The sequence below is a fragment of the Capsulimonas sp. genome (assembly GCF_039929585.1).
Lineage (GTDB): Bacteria > Armatimonadota > Armatimonadia > Armatimonadales > Capsulimonadaceae > Capsulimonas.
Map to the genome: position 1 here is coordinate 1 of NZ_JBDSQY010000093.1, position 16,703 is coordinate 16,703.

The window sequence follows — 16,703 nt, forward strand, 5'->3', positions numbered from 1 at the left end:
CTTCGGCGGGGGGTTAGGCAGCGCTGATCTGAGCAAACAGAAGCGAAAGTCCTAAAGAGATCACTCGCGCGATCGCCGCCCGCGCCACGAATGCGCTGGTTCTTAAATCGCCTTCCTGTTTCTTACCGGCTGCAACTTTTTCCACGCTCGGCTGTCACAATAGCGACACAATGACCTACAAAAACACAGCACAGCCTCAGCTGCCCAGTCCGCCGCGCAACGTCAAAGCCAGCGGACTATCGAACGCGTTTCGGGCGTTTATGTACTGCCTGAGCCTTCTTTTGGTGGGGACCGTCTATATTATCTCCGGTCCTGTGTTGCGCGATCAGAAGCTCGTGCACGGAACGCGCACGATGGCCGCCATTCAGGACAAGTACATCCGCAGCTCAAAGGCCACGAAGCACTATTTTGAGGTTCAGTTTCTCGCGGGAGGCAAGCCCGTAGTCGAGGACGTCCAGGTGACGCGAGACGAGTACGACGCCATGGCGATCGGGCAAAAGACGCTGGTCACTTACCTGCCGGCCGACCCATCGGTTTGCAGAGCCGGCGCGGTCACATCCGCCACCGCCGGCGAGGATTTCCAGTCGTCGCTGATGCTGCTCCTGCCCAGTCTGCTGATCGCCATCGCCGGACCGCTGATGGTGGAATTCATGGTCCGCGGTCAGCTGCGCCTGCTGCGCGTGGGCCGCGAGGGGACCGCCACGATCGAAAGCATCGAAAAGCGGGAGAAGGGTGTACGTATCAAGTACTCGTTTGAAGCCGACGGCGGACGCTGGACCGGATCGGGCCTTGGGCCGCTCCGTCACTCGTTCACTCCCGGCCAGACCATCACCGTGGTCTACCCGCCCGGTCAGCCGCAGAAAAGCAAACCGATCTCGGAATTGGGGATGGTGACCTTGGCGAACGGCGTCATGCCCAAGCAATGAGAAAAACCAAATTTCCGCCTCAGGAGCCTTCTCAGGCAAAGCGCGAAGTTCAGCTGACGTGGGATGGCGAGGTCAGTCGGATCATCGTCTGGGCCGCTTTTCTCGTACCGACGATCTATATGGGCTGTTTCGTGGTCCGCGATATCGTGTGGGACTGGAGGGATGGCCGTATCGATGGGATCTTCCAGTGGGTTGTCCTGGAAGTGATCGCGGCGGCGATATGCGGGATGTGCCCTGCGCTCTTCTATTCCGTGATCCGTCGATTTACAGCGCTGCTGCGGGATGGTCATGAAGTGTATGGGATCATTCATCGCCTCGAACCCACCCGCAAAGGAGTGGTGAATGTGCGTTACTCATTCTGGGCGGACGGTAAGGAATGGTCCGGGTGGGGCGTTATCAGCGCCGCCGACAAACCGTTTGTCCGTCAGTCGATCCGCGTTCTTTATTTGCCGGATCGACCCTGGCAAAACAAACCGCTCGCCAGCATCTTCTGGGTCGCCTGGCGCTGAGGCTCAATGGGCGGCTTTTACCACGCTCGGCGGTCACAATACTGAGAAGAACCATTATGCTTGCTGGCCAGCCATGCGGCCGATGATTCTTCAGACATTAGGAATCAGGAACGATGACCTTCCACAACACAGCACAGCTAACGCTGGCCGACCCCCCGCGCGATGTCAAGATCAGTCCGATAGGAATACTGGTCCGTGTGCTCGTGTGGCTGTTCTGCATCCTGCAGGTGGCGATCATGGGGAGTGTTCTCTGGGCGCCGATTGCGCGGGACCGGATGCTGGAGGCAGGAAAGCCGACAATGGCGAGGGTGACGGATAAAATTTCGCCGCCCGCCGACGGACACGATTATCGGCTGCGGCTGAAGTTCCACACGGCCGCCGGTCCCGTGGCCGAGGACGTCCACGTACAGGAGAGAGAGTTTGTCGCGGTCAAGGTCGGCGATGAGAGGCTCGTCACTTATCTGCCGCGCGACCCTTCGATCCTGAAAATGGGCGTGGTAAGACCCCAGGAGACCGACCGCGCGGAGATGAATGAGGTCCGTCTGCTGCTGATCCTGGCGGCGAGCTTAGTCTTCACCATTTTCCTGACGGAGATGATGATCCGGCGTCAGATGCGGCTCTTGAGTACGGGGCATGCGGCGGTGGCGACGATCGAACGAGCGCAGAACACCCCGAAGTCCGGCGTGCGCCTGACTTATCAATTCGAAGCCGAAAGCATGATCTGGACCGGCTCCGGCAATGTTTCGGCGCGGCGCCAGTTCGCCGCCGGCCAGACCATTCCCATCGTGTACCCGCCCGGACAGCCCCGCAAAAGCACGCCCGTCGCCTCCCTGTACCTGACGGCCCTGCGCCGCTCATAAACATTATCCAAGGAAGGCGTCCATAGGTCAGCGCAAGTATAACGATGAAATACGAACAATCTCGCATATTAAATCTCAGCGATCCGCCGCGCCGTGTGCGTTTGAGCCCGGCAGGGATGAATGCACGCGTCGTTTTCTGGCTCTATTCCCTGACGATAATTGTGATGACGGTATGGATCTGCGCGCAATGCGTCGAGACGGAGAAGCAGATGGAGCGCCACGGCGTCCGCGCGGACTCGAAAGTCGTGGACAAGTTCTCCTATAACGACGACGGGAGCGACTCGGTCAAATACCGTCTCAAGGTGCGGTTTCGGGAGGGAGGCGTTTGGATGATCGAGACGATCCGTGTCAGCAGCGATGAGTACGACGAGTATGAGATCGGTTCCCCCGTGGTCGTGACCTACCTCCCGGGGGAGGAATCCCACGTTCGGCTCGGGACGGTGACTGCGGCCACCGTGGCGGATGCCGAGGTTTTCGGTCGTCAATTTGCCGGTTTATCGTGCGCTGGTATGATGCTGATTCCTCTCTTCATCGAGTACAGGATCGGCCGGCAGGCGACGCTTTTACGCTTGGGGCGAACGGCGACGGCGACCATTGAACGCGTTGAACCCGAACGCCGCAAGGGCCGCACCGTGCATTATTCCTTCGATGCCGAGGGCGCGCGGTGGAAGGGCCAGGCGCTTTATGTCAAGACCTGGAGCATCGATCCTGCGCCGGGCCGAACCATCCCCGTGTTGTACCTGCCCAGGCGGCCCAAGAAAAATTTGCCGGCGGAAAGCATCGTGGCGGTGAGGCTGCGCGCCGGCTCGGTTTTTTGACCTTCTTAACGAGGATTTCCATGCCCCCAAAGCCCAGCGATAATCCATTCCCCAAGGCCGTCACGGTGGCGCTGGCCTCCGCCGTCGGTCTGCTGCTGGCGGATGTGCTGCCCCGGATGATGGGTGGCGGCAAGCCCATTCTCTGGGGACGCGAGCTTATGGGATCGCTTGCGGGCGGAGTGATCATCGCATGCGTGTACGCCATCGCGCGTCAGGTTTCCATCGATTTGGCGGCGCGGGCGCGAAGGGGAGAGGACGACAAATGAGATTAGGCGAATCCACGACGGAATTTTCGCACGGCGTGATGACCGTAAGAATAGCTGCGGCCAACGTGCTTCTGTGGCGCTTGTTCTTGGCCTGGGCGGTGCTGTGGGCGCTGGTGACGCTGATACAGATTGCGCTCATTGTGACGGCGCTCGCAACGCACTCACACCTGCGCGAAGCATTTACCGGGTCGCCAGCGACGCCGCTGCCCTTCCTCTTAATGCTGTTCTATGCGAACGGCAGTTTCCCGTGGCGGTGCGAACTCGACGCCAAAAAAGATAAGATCACGATCGACGGCTGGCGAAAGATCCCGCTCTCCACCGTGACCGGCGCCCATGTCGTCCAGCCCACGACGCTGATCGGAAAGCGTCCCGCGCGCGTGCGCCACCTGAACCTGGAGACGGCCGCCGGGCGGGACATCACGATCCGATCCGCGATGGTGCGGGACGAGGAAGATGAGGCCAAGCTTGCGGAGCTGGCGCTCACCATCAACCAATACCTGAGCGCGCGGCAGGAGCACGCCAAGGCATAATCGTCCGCGCAACTTTTCTCCTGTCCGTCTGTCTCATTGGGTGTGAATGATTTGGAAATCAGTGGTGTCGTTCCCATCCATGTCCCATAGCTAAAGCAATGGTCTAATCAGGGGGAAGGCGGCTCAAGCCGACTGCCAGATTTCAGATTGTGGCGAACGCATAATCCTCTCTGTTCCTAGTCTGACAGCCTGCTTCAGCTGGCTTACCCCTGACTAGACCACTGCTTTAGCTGTGGGACAGCAATTCCGCCACGAACTCGCGTGTACTGCTGCTGGCGTCGTAGGGCGCTTCATGAAGGACGTACTCCGGCAACGGTCCGAGTTTAGCGAGGCATTTCACGGCTCGGTTGCGGCCTAATGTGCTCATAATTTTTTCGTAGAGCAAGATTAGGATTGGCCGGAACTCAGGTGTCGTGTTTTGTTCGAAGACATCGCGGATCCGATAGCCGAAGAAATGTACGCTGTCAGGGTCGTCCAATCGTTCGAGCAAGCGCAGCATTGGCTCGCAGTCGCCAGGCTGGAAATTGTAAACGAGAAGGCGGGCGCCCATCCAGGGGGCGTCATCGCCGCTCATGATACTGAGGCCGAGGGCGCGAACGCGTGCATCTTCCACTGGAGCTAGGGCGAAGGCGGCGGCTGATGCGACGGCGGGATTGCTGTCCTGGGCGAGTTCGAATAGGCGATCGGGGGACAGCGGAAACTTGTATTCGCCGAACAGTGCGAGAAGGGGAACAAGGACAGCGGGATTGGTTTCAGTCAGCAGATCCGCCGCCAAACGGTTTGCCGTTTCATCGTCCATGCGGAGACCGCGGTGCGCAAGGAATTGTGGTAATCGGAATTGGCGGTGCGCGAGCATTGCGCGCAGCTCATTGTAGGTAGGAGCAGGACGTGCAGGGCGAGACTCATTTCTGGCGCGCCACACCGCGCGTTTTTCGCGTACGGCGATGTGATAGGGAATAATCGCGGGATTATTTTGGGCGGCGACCATGAGAAAGGCGTCGACTTCAGCCGCGCCGAAGCGCTCCTCGGCATCGTTCAAAAGAAAGACTGGGTCAAGCTCGTCTCTGTCCTTGTCTTCTTTTACCGGCTTGCCGAGCCAGTTTTGCACGGCGTAAAGATAGCCGTCCAGACCATCGACCTGCATGAGGACGTTGGCGAAGTAATAATCCCGGGACGGCGCCAGCCGCTCGAACGCGGAGTAGAGAGCGCCGCGCGCTTCGGCGCTCCCAGTGGCGGCGAAGCGGCCGACCAGATCGTACATCTGCCCGAAGCTATGTTCGTCCCGGTTGGCGAATAACGACTCGATCACGCCGCGTGTATAAAACTCGGGTTCGAATGTCGCCAAGACGACATCGGCCATGTAGAGCGCCCGATTGTCCTCGGTCTGAACGTCGAATGCCCAGTTCTCGCGGCACGCGGTTAAGATCAGTTCACGGTCCTCAGTGACGGCTCCCGATTGCAGCCAGAGGACGGCGCGGCCAAGGCCGCGCCGCAGGGCAAGTTCGAAGTCGGATGTGTTTGTCGGCGGCGGAAAGTTAGGGATGTTGGATTGGGTCACACGGCTTTATCGCCGCGCAGGGGCGGGACGATAAGTAGGAGACCGCAACGGCGCAATATCAAATCTTTTTGAGCGCACGGGGCGCCGTACTTACACCCATTTTTGCCATAAATCTCCGTGTGATGCCGCTGGCGTCATAGGGCGCTTCCAAGCGAATGTATTCCGTCAGCGGTCCGAGTTTGGCGAGACACTCGACGACGCTGCTGCGGCACGATGCGCACATGCCTTTCTCGTAGAGCAGGGTCAAGACGTCTGAAAATTCGGGGGCGGGATGCACCGCGAAGACGCTGCGGATGTGGCGACCAAGGTCCTCTAGTTCCTCGGCGTCGGTGAGGCGGGAAACCAGTTGGATCATGGCGGCGCAGTCGCCGTCTTGAAAGTTGTGGACCAAGAGCCGAACGCCGTCCCAGGGATCGCGCGGCCCCTGCATGATACTGAGGCCAAGCGTGCGGACGCGCGGGTCTTTGATGGGCGCCAGTGCGAATGCGGCGGCGGCGGCAAGCCGTTCGTCACTTCCGTGCGCCATTGGGTAAAGCCGCTCTGTGTCTCCAGGGAAAGGGTATTTCCCAAACAGCCACAACAAGCGGGAAACTAGCGCGGGGTCAGTCTCCGTCAGCACATCCGAAGCCATCCAACGGGCGGTCTGTTCGTCCATACGACTCCCTCGATTCGCCCACAGGGATTGTGCATGGGATCGGGTCTCGGCGGCGATCATCTGGCGCAATTCTTCGCATGATGGCTCGGGGCGAGGAGGACGCGTTCCCAAGCGGTCGCGCCAGGCTGTATGCCGCGCCTTAACCGATGCGTGATAGGGGAGTATGCTCGGATCGCTTTGGGAGATTTCTTCGATCAGCTCGGCCACGGCGTCCGCGCCGAATCGCTCTTCGGCCTTGTCGAGCAGGTCGATTTCCGAAAAGTCGTCGGCTTTGGAAAGGCTTTCACGCGCCCAGGTCTGAATGGCGAAGCGATAACCGTCTAATCCGTCAATGTCCAGCAAAACCTCCGCGTAGTGCGACACATAGTCTGTCTGGAGTTTTAGGAACGCCTCGTACACCGCCTCGCGCGCTTCGGCGCTCCCAGCGGCGGCGAAGTGGCCGATCAGCTCATATAGCTGGTCGTAATTGCCGGCCTTGCAGTCGTCGGAGTACACTTGCAACAGATTAGAAACGTAGAACTCGGGATCGGATGTCGCCAGAACGACATCGACCATGAGAAGATCCCTGCTGCTATCGGTGAGCGAATTGAACGCCCAGTTCTCGCGGCAGGCTCTGAGAATCAGCTCGCGGTCCTCCGCGACATCGCCTTGCCGCAGCCAGAGGACGGCGCGGCCGTGGCCGCGACGCAGGGCAATTTCGAAATCCGCCGCGCTTGCGGGCGGCGGGAAGTTGGGTGGGGTAGATTGGTTCACAAGGCTCTATCGCCGCGCGTGGGCGTGATGATAAATGGGAGATCGTGAGAGAAGATGATGGGCGACTACGTAGTTACGCGCACGGCGGACACGCTGACGCTTCGGATGACGCTGATGGCGAAGGTGGGTCGTTTTGGCGAAGGCGTATTTCGAGGTATCCTTGGTGTGATCGTCTTTTTGTTATCTCTTGAAGTGGTTGAAATCGGATTGCTCGAACTGATGAACGGCGGCAATATCGTTCTGGACCGGAAGAACAATGTGGTGACTGTCAATGGCCGCAAGATCTGCCCTCTGGACAAGGCCGTGCTGACCATCCAGTCGCAATGGCGGCCGGTCTGGTTTGCCGACCGGTTCCACTCGCGCACGCTCACGCTTACCTTGCCGTCGCGAACAAAATGGGGCAAGAGTTATCTGGCGATCCCCCTCGGGGAGTTCTCGCTCGCCATTTCCGACGAAATCGCCGCGATGATGTTCGTTGCAGATGAGAAGAAAAATTCTGGAGAAGTTTCCGAAGTAACTGCGGATCGAAAGGTTATTCAGAGGCCCGTTCGCCAGCGCTTTTTATGGCTGCGCGGAAAAGGTTAAGGGATGGAATTGTCGGAGGTGATGATAATGCTGACGAGAACATACCAAATCGAGCAGTCCGAGGACGTTCTGACCATTCGTGCGGTAGATTCGCAATGGCGGGGATTGCGCGTGGCGGAAGCGGCGTTTATGGTCATGGCCGTTGTGACGATCGTGACGATTACAGCATCGTTTTTCGTCCCGAACTTCGAAGGCTATAAGCTCTTCGCCATTGCGTGCTTTTGGCTGAGCAGTGTGGCGTACGAACACTTTGGCCCCTGGAAATGCGTACTGGATTCGAAGGTCGACGAGGTGCTTCGCAACGGGGCCAAAGGCGTTAAGTTCTCCGAGGTGGTCGCCGCGCACTATGATGGGTTTTTATACGCGGACAGGGGACGGGGAGTCTCGCGTCGCAAGGCGCTGTATCTGGAACTGACGAACGGACGAAAAACCGCGCTGCGCTCGCTCTTCATCACCCGCTTCGAGGACGCCGCGATGGAGGACGCCGCGACTCGCATCAACGCGTTCTTGGCAGAGCGGCGTCAATCGGAAGCCCGCCATCGGCCGATGATCTGGTCATGGGAGCAAGGGAAGAACGTGCCGGCGTAGATCGGAGAAGCCCCTCATAATGACCCGTAAATTTGAGATTATCGAAGCCGATGGCGTGCTGACCGTCCAATCCGTGAAGACGGGCTGGACCGGTCGGCGAACAGAGCATTGGACGCAGCCGCTGGGGCTGGCTATCGGTCTGATCTTTATATTCAGGCATTTCTTCCAAGGCGCCGAGCGCGTGGATAATATCCTTTGCCTTGTCGCGCTGGCGGGTTTTTCCGTATTACTCATCGCACGGTTATATCAGGTGTACTTTGGATCAAGCCGTTTGGTGGTGGACGTTCCGAACGACAAGTTCCAAGCCAATCAAGAAATGCCGTTGAAGCTGTCCGACGTCCAGCGCATTCGAATCGTCACGCCCTTTTACAATCTGTTTCCTGCGGGGTGGGGATTTCGGGTGCTTGTGGTCGATCTGACGCCGAGCAGGCAGCGGGTGGTCCTGCGTTCCGGGTTTGGGGGCGCGCAGGATGTTGCTCAATTGGAAGAGCTGGTGCTTCGGACCAATGCGTTCCTGACTGAGCGCGTGACGACGGAGCGGCGTACACGCAATACGATCTGGTCGTGGGAGCTTGGCCAAAATGTCCCGACGGAAGGTTTCTACAATGGCCGGCTATAAATCAGCAGTCGATAAAGGCGGCGCGAAAAAGATGACGACGTTACGCTCTATATCTTAATTTACCACGTTTACTCCGACCCCTCTTTACCTCTGCGCCAATCAACGGCGATACAATATCTATACATGAAACCGATCTCCCCTAGTTTCTACGCCGAACTCACGCCGCTCAGCGCCGACGCGCTTCTCACGCTCTTCGACGCCAATTTGGATGAGGCCAGCGGCGCTGTGGACATGGAGCGATTGTCTGCGTGCGGGTACGACCCGGAAGCGCGGGTGAGTTGGTTAAGCGAGGTGGCGCACCAATTTGTGCAGGTCAATCAAGGAAACGCCCAGCCCCTGCTGGATCGATTGGGCGCGGCCGACGCCGAGCACGCCGCTCAGATTATTGGTGCGCTCTTGCGGAGCGATATCGCGCATCCGAAGCTGTACAATCTTTTGCTCGCATACATCACGGATCCTCGCGCTCGGGTGGCGGCGGCGGCGATCCGTTACGCGTATCTGCGTGGATACCCCAAACTGCGCGATGTCGTGATCGATCAATGGAACGCGGCCCCGTCCGTTCCCGTTGTCTGTGCGGCGCTGGATTATCTGTCGAAAATCGATCCCAACTTCGCCGGGCCACGCATTTTGGCCGCGCTGGAAACGGCGACAGATATTCACATCCTGCAAAGCGCCATCGATAACGCCGACGAAATGGGGCTGACCAAAGCCATGCCGATGCTGAAGAAACTTCAGCATCATCCGCACGAGTACGTCCGGCAGGCGGCGGACTACGCCGTCTCGACATTGCGGACGACGAAGCCTTCCAAAGGAAATTCATCGTGACATTCACAAAGAAGCATTCCCATACGATCTCTCTGCGCAATGGGCAGACGTTCGACTGGCATTTGAAGAAAGATTGGGATTACAAAATTCGCTGGGTCGTCATTGCGGAGCAGAGGAGCCAGGGGCAATTCTTACTCATCAATCCCTCTGCGCGTGATTTTTTGCCGGGGCAAGCGACAATTCGAAACGCCATCCGAGCGGCGTTCCGATTGGGCTGAACGCCCGCGCAGAAGAGGCCGCCGATGTACCTCAAGCATGATGAAATGCAGTTTGTGGTGACCGACAGGAATTTCACGGAGTAAAAAAGAGGCAATGAAACAAAAGCGCGCGCCCAAGGAATATACGCTTCCAGAACTGTTTCGGAAATACGATACGGATGCCGATGAGTTTATGGGGGACTGCACGGACCCGAACCAGCGCCGGTCGGACGATGACACGCTGCTGCATGTGATCTCGTTTCGAGGCGGCAGTGTGGAGGAGCTGGAGTTCGTGGTCGCCAGCGGCGGCGACATCAACGCGATTGGCGATATCGGGCTGACGCCGCTTCACAACGCCGCCATGCGAGGGCATGAGGCCATTGTGCGGCGACTGCTGGAACTGGGCGCCGACCGCGCCATCCGGGACGAGTTTGGGGGAACGGCGCGGGACTGGGCGAACAACGCTGGGCATACGGAAATCGCTCATCTTCTCGCGTAAGGCGCCCGCCGGGCTCATAGGGCGGCGCATTTACGGCACGACGCCTTCGACGAAGATGAGGCGGCGGTCGAAGGCGGTTTGGCGGACGCGGAGCGCTTCGGCGTAGGCTTCGGAGGCGTACCATTCGCGGGCGGCGGCGAGGGAGAGGAACTCGATGATCACGACCTTGCGCGACGTTGGATCGCCTTCGATGGTATGCGCGTCCGACCCTCGGACAAGATAGCGCCCGCCATACTCATGGATCGACGCCTCCGCCAGCCGCCGATACTCGGCCGCCCCCGCATCGTCCAGCACTTCGACTTCCGAGATGACGTAACCCTTCATGTCGTGTGTCCTTTCGGCCCGCAGCGGCCGCGCATCGCTTTGATAACCAATCTACCCAAATCCGCGCCTCGGGCGCATGGAGAGAAACCATTGACCGGACTGCGAGATATTCAGGAGCCGCCGTGCCCGCACGATGAACATAATTGGAAAGGCTGCCTGACCTTTGTCGGTGATCAGCTGACGTATTACATCAATCGGCGATGCCAGGCGGAGTTGCTGTGGTCCTTCTGGTTTAATTACGCCGAGTCGGCGTTCGGAGAAGACCCATCGCTGGAAAACGATTTCTATGAGCGACTGACGGATCAGAGCCACTGGATCGGATACAGCGAAACGATGGTGATACCCAACTCCGCCGCTGATAAGATTTGGCGCGCGAAGAAATACCCGCTTGGCTATACACAAAATCCTGAGCGCCTGGACTTTTATGTGACCAAGCCCGAGTTTGCCAAAGCGTTTCGCGTGGTCCGGCAGCTAGGCCGCAAGCGCAAGGGCGTGGTTGTGCGCGAGGGCGTGATCTTTGGGTGCGTCCGCGTAGTCCTGTTGGAGGATGAACTGTTTGGCGAAAAGTCGACTGGCGACGGCGTGCGGATCTTCAAAAAGCGGCGCAGTGAGTGCGCCGCCGGGATGCTCGGGGAGCGGGCGGCCGCAGTGGACGCCGCCAATTCCGAGTGGGTCTATTTCGTCCGCGTCTGTGCGTATATGTTTGTGCTGACATCCATCGCTCAGGTCAAGGAGTATCGAGATTTCTGCGCCAGCGGCGCCCAGCCGATGGGTGATGATGATCCGCCGGCGTGGCTGCTGTCCGAACCATATCGCGCCAGAGTTTTGGATGCGTTTGGCCGTGCAATAATGCAGTTTGAAGGCGAATTGTAAAACCGTCAGAGAGTGGAGATGATCATGGATGAAATGCTTGCCGGGCCGCCGTTGCCGGCCAATGCAATGCCCCGTAACGGGATGCTGGACGAGATGATTAACTCTATTATTTATCCCGTCCCGGAGCCTAGGTTTTCTCCAGTTGTACACTCATCGGAGGAAGATTGGCAGCAAGAACGAGAGATATACTACCGGAACCGGTCACGCGCGGCTCGAACCTGGGCGGCAGCCGCGCCCGCCGAGTGGTTGGACGTGTTGATCGATCTCCATTTTCATCCCGCCGATGACGACGAATTAGAAGCTGTTGTGAAGCAGCATCCCGATATGGACCCAGAGTACAGCCCATATGAGATGGAAGAAGTCGTTTACTATGCGCTGTTGGAATGGGCGAAATTGCCGCAAAGCTCAGCTCTCACCCAGCTCGGAGTGATGCTGCGGGATCCTATACAGCGCGTGTCGGCAATCCAGGTGCTCTGGCGTGTCGGCAAGCCTGAGCTTCTGGAATGGCTAATCCCCATGGCTGGTCAGGTCGCCGATCTGAACGACAGCGAAACTTCATGGCTGATTTCGGCGCTGGGCGGCATCCATCGCGAAGATGCGGAACGTCTACTGGAGCAGCTCGCCGTGGATGCGCCAGCTCGCGCGGATTTTATACACAAGACGTTAGAGGAATCTCGTGAAGCGCGTCGCCAGGCGGATGAAGCCGAAGCGGTGCGTCAGGTGGCCTTGCTTAAAAAGAACAGGCCGTTCTGGCGGTTTTGGTAGGTATGTTAAACACTATTGAGGCAAAATTGCAGACTGAACGTCGCCTCGGTGACGCCGAAGACACGGTCCACATCATCTTAGAAATCGACGGCGAGCCGCTTGCGGCATTCTCCTACTACGCGATTGATTTGGAAGAACTCTTTCGAAGCGAGCGCGAATCAGGCGCGTTCTTCATCGTCACCTGCTGGTGCGGCCAGCCCTCCTGCGCAGGCATCGGGCGCGGGGTAATGGTCGAACATCGGGATGGATTGGTGCATTGGCGGGTCCCAGAGCCGGAGCCAGAGCGTGAGCTTTTGTTTGTGGAGACGGAATACGTGAAGGCGCTGATCGGTCTGCGGCGGGAGATTAAGCGCTTTGTCGCCCAGCGGCGCTATTCGGGCGAGGGGCCGTACGGCGTGGTGGCGCAGTATGCAAACGAAGAGTGTTTTCGGTTGGGGGATGAGTGGTAAATGTTCCAGATGGCGCTGATACGCACGGATCCTCGGGAGCCCATTCGCGGAGTAATCACTCCCGAGGAACTCGAAGATATTCTCTATGACGTCTGTGACCTCGGCATTCTCCATGGCATTTGTGTCGCGCTGGATCAAGCGAAGTGCTGGGAGTTTCGTGTCTCCGGATTTGGCGATGACGATTGGGGCGTAGATGTTTGGATCGATCTGTGTACGATTGTCGAGCAGCTTTCCGATGTCACGGATTGGCTTCTTTCGGGGGCAAGCGACACGTCCTGCGATCTGGACTTCTACGAGCAGGGTGTCGAGCGCTACTTAACGCTTTGCTGGGTTGACGAAGCTAAGATTTCCATCACTTGCGTGAACCGTAGCAGCTATCATCGTACATGGCGGCCCGATCCCGAAACGGAGTCTCTTGAGTACGCAGTCTTTCGCTTCATGCTCGCCCGTCTTGCAGCCGACTTTATCGGAGCGGCGGACCTTGCTGGGCCGGACGTGTTACTGCTCCACCCAATTTACCGTTCCTGGAAATCCAGCGTTGAGCGTCTGTGAGCGCTTCAGAAAACCAATCCAGAGACCGCTGGAGCCTGAGGAGCAAGCCACTCTTCGACCAGTCGCGGATTGAGGCAAGACGTTATTTCCCGCAATGATCGGCAAGCTTTTCCTGGGCGATTTTGCGGATCTCTTCGTCAGGCTTCCAGCGCCATGGCGTGATCGAGCGTCAGGGCAGCCAGATACTCCGACATCCCGCCCCTGGATCATTTTCCATCCACGCCAAACGATCTCCGTTCTCAAAATGCTCCTGTGTTCGCGTGCGTCATTGAGGACTGGGGGATTGTGACCATCCGCCACACGGCGATCATGTCGCAGCAGGCCGGCTCAAGGCGGCCTTGGTCGCCACGTAATTCTCAGGCATCAGTGTCTGGGAGACCCAGGGCAGCCATGGCCGGTCGCGCGGGCGCGGGTGGCATTGGGGAGAAGTCCTTTCGCGACGCCATCGGAGGGTGTCAATGTGCGCCTGCCTGAATGAGCAGACGTTTGATTTCTGGATTTACGCCCGATTGTGTCAGCGCCGTTTCGCCGAAGTCATTCTTGAGATTGACGTCCGCGCCATGGGCTACCAGATACTTTACCATGCGCGGGCTGCTGGCCCACATCAGGGCAGTCAGTCCGGCGTTTCCCTTGGCGTTCACATCCGCGCCGGCTTTAAGGAGCGCGGCGACCGTGTCAAAATGCTCCTGATGATCGCCGGAAGTTTGGTAGATCGCCAGGACAATCGCTGGGGCCGGGCTTGGGTTCTCTTCACAATTACACTCCGTATCGCCGATAGAGCCGACGGCGTTGGGATTGGCGCCTTGCTTCAGCAATCGCTCAACCGCGCGAGTGTCCCCCTGGGACGCCGCCAAACATAGATCGTGGTTGCGTTGGTCTCTATGAAACTGTGAGCTGATCAGGCACGCGCCGACGCCAAGAACCATCATCACGACGACACTCGTAAATGTTCTCTTGTTCACGTAATTGTTCTATTCTGAGCGGGGATAACGCTCCGCATAATGCTTATCGGTGATTGATCATCCGCCACCATGAGATTATTTAGAAATATTCCTAATGCGGCAAATTAATCTGGGGCTTAAGTATTTCCATCGCCGCTTCTGGATCTTCCGGCGTCATATAGATATGAAACAGCCCTAGGCCAATATCTAAGAACTTGCCCGTCCATCTATTACCGAGCCGAATTGCGAATATATTAAACATATCGCGAACCGTGAAAATCACCTTGCGGCTTTCGATTATTTGGATGCTTCGAATAGAGCTCGCAGCGATATGGCAAACGGTAAGTCCGATAACCTTGATGTTCACTCCCTCTGGCGTGAAATCATAATCATATAGCCAAGTGTAGTTCATGCTCTTTGGCCAGTGTCCCCAATATTGTGTTCTTATCTTTTACACCGACGGGTGCGTAGGGGTGAGATGGATCCGCTTTCTGTACGATCGGCTGAGGAGCGTCGCTCATTCTTCGTGTGCTCGCAGCTGGTCAATGTATCCGTTCAGCCACTGATCCTGGCCGCTTACCAATCCGGGATCCTCTGAGAGCGGAACCCAGTAACATTGGAAATTGTGCTCGCCTTCGGCAAACCAGGTCCACTTGTCGGGCGCCGGGCCTGTCAATTCGATGTGATAGAAATGCCGCTCCACGGAAGCGGACAGATCGATGGAGGCGAGCCAGCCGGACGCGAGTATCGCCGCAATCTTTAGTTTACCGTCCTGAAGTTCATATTCGCGAAATTCGACATGAGAGTGTATTCCCGTGCGCCGTGTCTCGTGCAAGGTCAGCCCGCATCGCAGCGTGGTGTTCTCGGCTCCGTCCGGCGCGAACAAAAGAACGGCGGGGCGCGCCAGGATCCGGCCGGCGTCGGGCAGAGGGTAAGCGCGCGCGCCGAGCCGCGCGGCGATGACGACGTTCGTCAGTCCGGTTTCCTCGGTAACTTCGCGCAGAACCGCCGTGTCGGGCGCCTCCGCGATCTCCACGCTTCCTGCGGGAAGCTGGACGCCGGCGCTCGGATGCCGAAACACCAGAAGCTCACGCTCGTGTTCTCCCAGGCGGGTGACAAAGGCGGTGACTTTGGCGAACGGCGCGGCGTACCTCTCTTCATGAGATTCTGATGGGACGATTTCGTTCATAAGCAGATAATCAACGAGCGGGATGATCGAACGCTGGGGGCGGCGCATTGGCGTTCGGGTTCACAGTCCCGCCAGCAGGTTTTCCATGAACGTTTGCGGCTCGACCTTCAGGGCGCGGTATACGAGCAATGGCGCGAAGATGGTCCAGCAGAAGGCGACGCCCACAAAGGTCATCCACGCGGCGACGGCGGGTTTGACATGGATCTCCCACTGGACATCGGTGGAGGTGGCGGCGGGGATCAAACGGATGTGTCCCGACTTGGGCAGGAGCGGGGCGGATTGCGCCTGATAGCTGCCATGGGTGAATGTCGTCTCTCGATCCTGCTGTCGCTCGACTTTGCAGTTCGCGGCCGCCAGCAGCACTGTGAGCCGGTCCTCGACTTCCGCTGCGGGGCGCGATACGGCGATCGTTCCTTGGGTCATTGATCTTCCACCTCGTTGTGCGTGTTCAATGGTTGTGACCCGGAGGTGTGCGGAAAGTTGCAATCAGGTTTCTATTCCACCGGCCGGCGTCCAACTCCTCCCAAGCTCGATCCTAATTTTGGCAAACGCTGCTCGGGAGGTTTGTCGATAGAAATGGCGGCGTTCGAAACCTTCGGGAAACGTCCTCGTTTATCCGTCTATGAGAATAGAAACGAGAAGCGTGAGCTCGTGTGCGGAGGCGGTGCTGCCTCTCTTTGGCTTGCTGTATATGGGTGGGCTCGTCGTGGGCGCGGCATTATTGGGGCGGCGTCTGTTTCCGAGGCCCGGGTCACCGGTGGGTGAACTGCTGCTGCACTTATTCGTTCCTCTGTTCATCGTCATGCTTCCTCATTTTGGAATTTTGTATTATGTGGTTTCGAAACAGAACAAACATCAGACGGACGATGGCGAGGAGAAATAATACTGGCCAGGCAATGCGCCATCCGGAATTTTGGAATGGCGTTCCGTGTTATGCGTGTGAATGGGAGACAGTGATGAAGACAATGGTGATGGGGTGTCCGGCGGAACGGACTCTGAATGCGCTGGGCGGGCGCTGGAAAATATTTATTGTGGTGAGCTTGTTTGCGGGGACCATGCGCTATTCGGACCTGATGCGCCGGATCAACAATGGCGGCGCGCGGATGGTTACGCATAAGATGCTGACGCAGGATCTGCGCCAGCTGGAGGCGAGCGGTCTGGTGCAGCGCGTCGTTTATGACGAAGTTCCGCCCAAAGTCGAGTACTCGCTCACGCCGCTGGGGCTGACATTGCGTCCCGTGGTCGAGGCCATGATCGCGTGGGGCGGCGAGTTTGGCGTCGAACTGCTGGGAGCGCCCTGCGATACGGGGGTGCGGATTGGTGTGACGTCTGTTGTGGAGTAGCGATCGGCGTTGGGCTGCCTATCCCCCCATCGAGCTAAAGCTCGATTTCCCCCTTCCCTGCGAGCCGCTTCGCGGTGGG

At 58.2% G+C, this 16,703-nt stretch carries 24 protein-coding genes; 17 read left to right on the top strand and 7 right to left on the bottom strand.

Going from position 1 to position 16,703, the window contains the following annotated elements:
* The first annotated feature begins 170 nt into the window (after positions 1-170).
* From ABIZ35_RS06660 to ABIZ35_RS06685, 6 genes are all read left to right on the top strand, one after another.
* On the top strand, positions 171-926 hold the full coding sequence (locus ABIZ35_RS06660; RefSeq protein WP_348219097.1) for a hypothetical protein: 756 nt from the start codon (positions 171-173) through the stop codon (positions 924-926).
* Positions 923-1,435: a hypothetical protein gene (locus tag ABIZ35_RS06665; RefSeq protein WP_348219098.1), complete on the top strand. Its 513-nt coding sequence runs from the start codon at positions 923-925 to the stop codon at positions 1,433-1,435. Before ABIZ35_RS06660 ends, ABIZ35_RS06665 begins: the two co-directional genes overlap by 4 nt.
* A gap of 113 nt (positions 1,436-1,548) precedes the next feature.
* Positions 1,549-2,295, top strand: coding sequence for a DUF3592 domain-containing protein (locus ABIZ35_RS06670; RefSeq protein WP_348219099.1), 747 nt, complete (start codon positions 1,549-1,551; stop codon positions 2,293-2,295).
* Positions 2,296-2,411: 116 nt separating this feature from the next.
* A complete protein-coding gene (locus ABIZ35_RS06675; protein WP_348219100.1) occupies positions 2,412-3,113 on the top strand; it encodes a hypothetical protein in 702 nt (233 codons plus the stop codon).
* A gap of 20 nt (positions 3,114-3,133) precedes the next feature.
* The gene (locus ABIZ35_RS06680) at positions 3,134-3,379 is read left to right on the top strand and encodes a hypothetical protein (protein WP_348219101.1); all 246 of its coding nucleotides are present in this window, start codon (positions 3,134-3,136) and stop codon (positions 3,377-3,379) included.
* Positions 3,376-3,909: a hypothetical protein gene (locus tag ABIZ35_RS06685; RefSeq protein ID WP_348219102.1), complete on the top strand. Its 534-nt coding sequence runs from the start codon at positions 3,376-3,378 to the stop codon at positions 3,907-3,909. The genes ABIZ35_RS06680 and ABIZ35_RS06685 overlap by 4 nt, the downstream gene beginning before the upstream one ends.
* Positions 3,910-4,135: 226 nt before the next feature.
* Here ABIZ35_RS06685 and ABIZ35_RS06690 read toward each other — a convergent pair whose 3' ends face one another.
* Both ABIZ35_RS06690 and ABIZ35_RS06695 read right to left on the bottom strand, forming a co-directional pair.
* Positions 4,136-5,467 carry a hypothetical protein gene (locus ABIZ35_RS06690; protein ID WP_348219103.1) on the bottom strand — a complete coding sequence of 444 codons (1,332 nt, stop codon included), beginning with the start codon at positions 5,465-5,467 and terminating at the stop codon, positions 4,136-4,138.
* 58 nt (positions 5,468-5,525) lie between these two features.
* Entirely contained in the window at positions 5,526-6,875 is a 1,350-nt protein-coding gene (locus tag ABIZ35_RS06695) for a hypothetical protein (RefSeq protein WP_348219104.1), read from the bottom strand.
* Between the two features lie 105 nt (positions 6,876-6,980).
* On the opposite strand from ABIZ35_RS06695, the gene ABIZ35_RS06700 reads away from it, so the two are divergent.
* The 6 genes from ABIZ35_RS06700 to ABIZ35_RS06725 all read left to right on the top strand — a co-directional run bounded on the left by ABIZ35_RS06700 (position 6,981) and on the right by ABIZ35_RS06725 (position 10,188).
* Positions 6,981-7,460 (top strand): hypothetical protein, encoded by a 480-nt coding sequence (locus ABIZ35_RS06700; protein WP_348219105.1) that lies wholly within the window; start codon positions 6,981-6,983, stop codon positions 7,458-7,460.
* A gap of 27 nt (positions 7,461-7,487) precedes the next feature.
* A complete protein-coding gene (locus ABIZ35_RS06705) occupies positions 7,488-8,048 on the top strand; it encodes a hypothetical protein (RefSeq protein WP_348219106.1) in 561 nt (186 codons plus the stop codon).
* Between the two features lie 19 nt (positions 8,049-8,067).
* The gene (locus tag ABIZ35_RS06710) at positions 8,068-8,667 is read left to right on the top strand and encodes a hypothetical protein (RefSeq protein WP_348219107.1); all 600 of its coding nucleotides are present in this window, start codon (positions 8,068-8,070) and stop codon (positions 8,665-8,667) included.
* Positions 8,668-8,790: 123 nt separating this feature from the next.
* The gene (locus ABIZ35_RS06715; protein WP_348219108.1) at positions 8,791-9,492 is read left to right on the top strand and encodes a hypothetical protein; all 702 of its coding nucleotides are present in this window, start codon (positions 8,791-8,793) and stop codon (positions 9,490-9,492) included.
* Positions 9,489-9,710 (top strand): hypothetical protein, encoded by a 222-nt coding sequence (locus ABIZ35_RS06720; RefSeq protein ID WP_348219109.1) that lies wholly within the window; start codon positions 9,489-9,491, stop codon positions 9,708-9,710. Before ABIZ35_RS06715 ends, ABIZ35_RS06720 begins: the two co-directional genes overlap by 4 nt.
* Before the next feature lie 94 nt (positions 9,711-9,804).
* Positions 9,805-10,188, top strand: coding sequence for an ankyrin repeat domain-containing protein (locus ABIZ35_RS06725; protein WP_348219110.1), 384 nt, complete (start codon positions 9,805-9,807; stop codon positions 10,186-10,188).
* A 30-nt stretch (positions 10,189-10,218) separates the two neighbouring features.
* On the opposite strand, the gene ABIZ35_RS06730 is transcribed toward ABIZ35_RS06725, so the two are convergent.
* Entirely contained in the window at positions 10,219-10,512 is a 294-nt protein-coding gene (locus ABIZ35_RS06730) for a DUF1330 domain-containing protein (protein WP_348219111.1), read from the bottom strand.
* A 90-nt stretch (positions 10,513-10,602) separates the two neighbouring features.
* Here ABIZ35_RS06730 and ABIZ35_RS06735 point away from each other — a divergent pair, with 90 nt between their 5' ends.
* The 4 genes from ABIZ35_RS06735 to ABIZ35_RS06750 are packed head-to-tail and all read left to right on the top strand — an operon-like array spanning position 10,603 to position 13,151.
* Positions 10,603-11,385 carry a hypothetical protein gene (locus ABIZ35_RS06735; protein WP_348219112.1) on the top strand — a complete coding sequence of 261 codons (783 nt, stop codon included), beginning with the start codon at positions 10,603-10,605 and terminating at the stop codon, positions 11,383-11,385.
* A 24-nt stretch (positions 11,386-11,409) separates the two neighbouring features.
* Positions 11,410-12,150, top strand: a complete 741-nt coding sequence (locus tag ABIZ35_RS06740) for a hypothetical protein (RefSeq protein WP_348219113.1) — start codon at positions 11,410-11,412, stop codon at positions 12,148-12,150.
* A 26-nt stretch (positions 12,151-12,176) separates the two neighbouring features.
* The gene (locus tag ABIZ35_RS06745; protein WP_348219114.1) at positions 12,177-12,599 is read left to right on the top strand and encodes a hypothetical protein; all 423 of its coding nucleotides are present in this window, start codon (positions 12,177-12,179) and stop codon (positions 12,597-12,599) included.
* Positions 12,600-13,151, top strand: coding sequence for a hypothetical protein (locus tag ABIZ35_RS06750; protein ID WP_348219115.1), 552 nt, complete (start codon positions 12,600-12,602; stop codon positions 13,149-13,151).
* Positions 13,152-13,606: 455 nt separating this feature from the next.
* Here the strand turns inward: ABIZ35_RS06750 and ABIZ35_RS06755 are convergent, their stop codons facing one another.
* From ABIZ35_RS06755 to ABIZ35_RS06770, 4 genes are all read right to left on the bottom strand, one after another.
* Positions 13,607-14,113 (bottom strand): ankyrin repeat domain-containing protein, encoded by a 507-nt coding sequence (locus ABIZ35_RS06755; RefSeq protein ID WP_348219116.1) that lies wholly within the window; start codon positions 14,111-14,113, stop codon positions 13,607-13,609.
* A 91-nt stretch (positions 14,114-14,204) separates the two neighbouring features.
* Positions 14,205-14,504 carry a hypothetical protein gene (locus ABIZ35_RS06760; RefSeq protein ID WP_348219117.1) on the bottom strand — a complete coding sequence of 100 codons (300 nt, stop codon included), beginning with the start codon at positions 14,502-14,504 and terminating at the stop codon, positions 14,205-14,207.
* 105 nt (positions 14,505-14,609) lie between these two features.
* Entirely contained in the window at positions 14,610-15,281 is a 672-nt protein-coding gene (locus ABIZ35_RS06765; protein ID WP_348219118.1) for an NUDIX domain-containing protein, read from the bottom strand.
* Between the two features lie 60 nt (positions 15,282-15,341).
* The gene (locus ABIZ35_RS06770) at positions 15,342-15,704 is read right to left on the bottom strand and encodes a hypothetical protein (protein ID WP_348219119.1); all 363 of its coding nucleotides are present in this window, start codon (positions 15,702-15,704) and stop codon (positions 15,342-15,344) included.
* Between the two features lie 533 nt (positions 15,705-16,237).
* On the opposite strand from ABIZ35_RS06770, the gene ABIZ35_RS06775 reads away from it, so the two are divergent.
* Positions 16,238-16,624, top strand: a complete 387-nt coding sequence (locus ABIZ35_RS06775; protein ID WP_348219120.1) for a helix-turn-helix domain-containing protein — start codon at positions 16,238-16,240, stop codon at positions 16,622-16,624.
* The last annotated feature ends 79 nt before the right edge of the window (positions 16,625-16,703 follow it).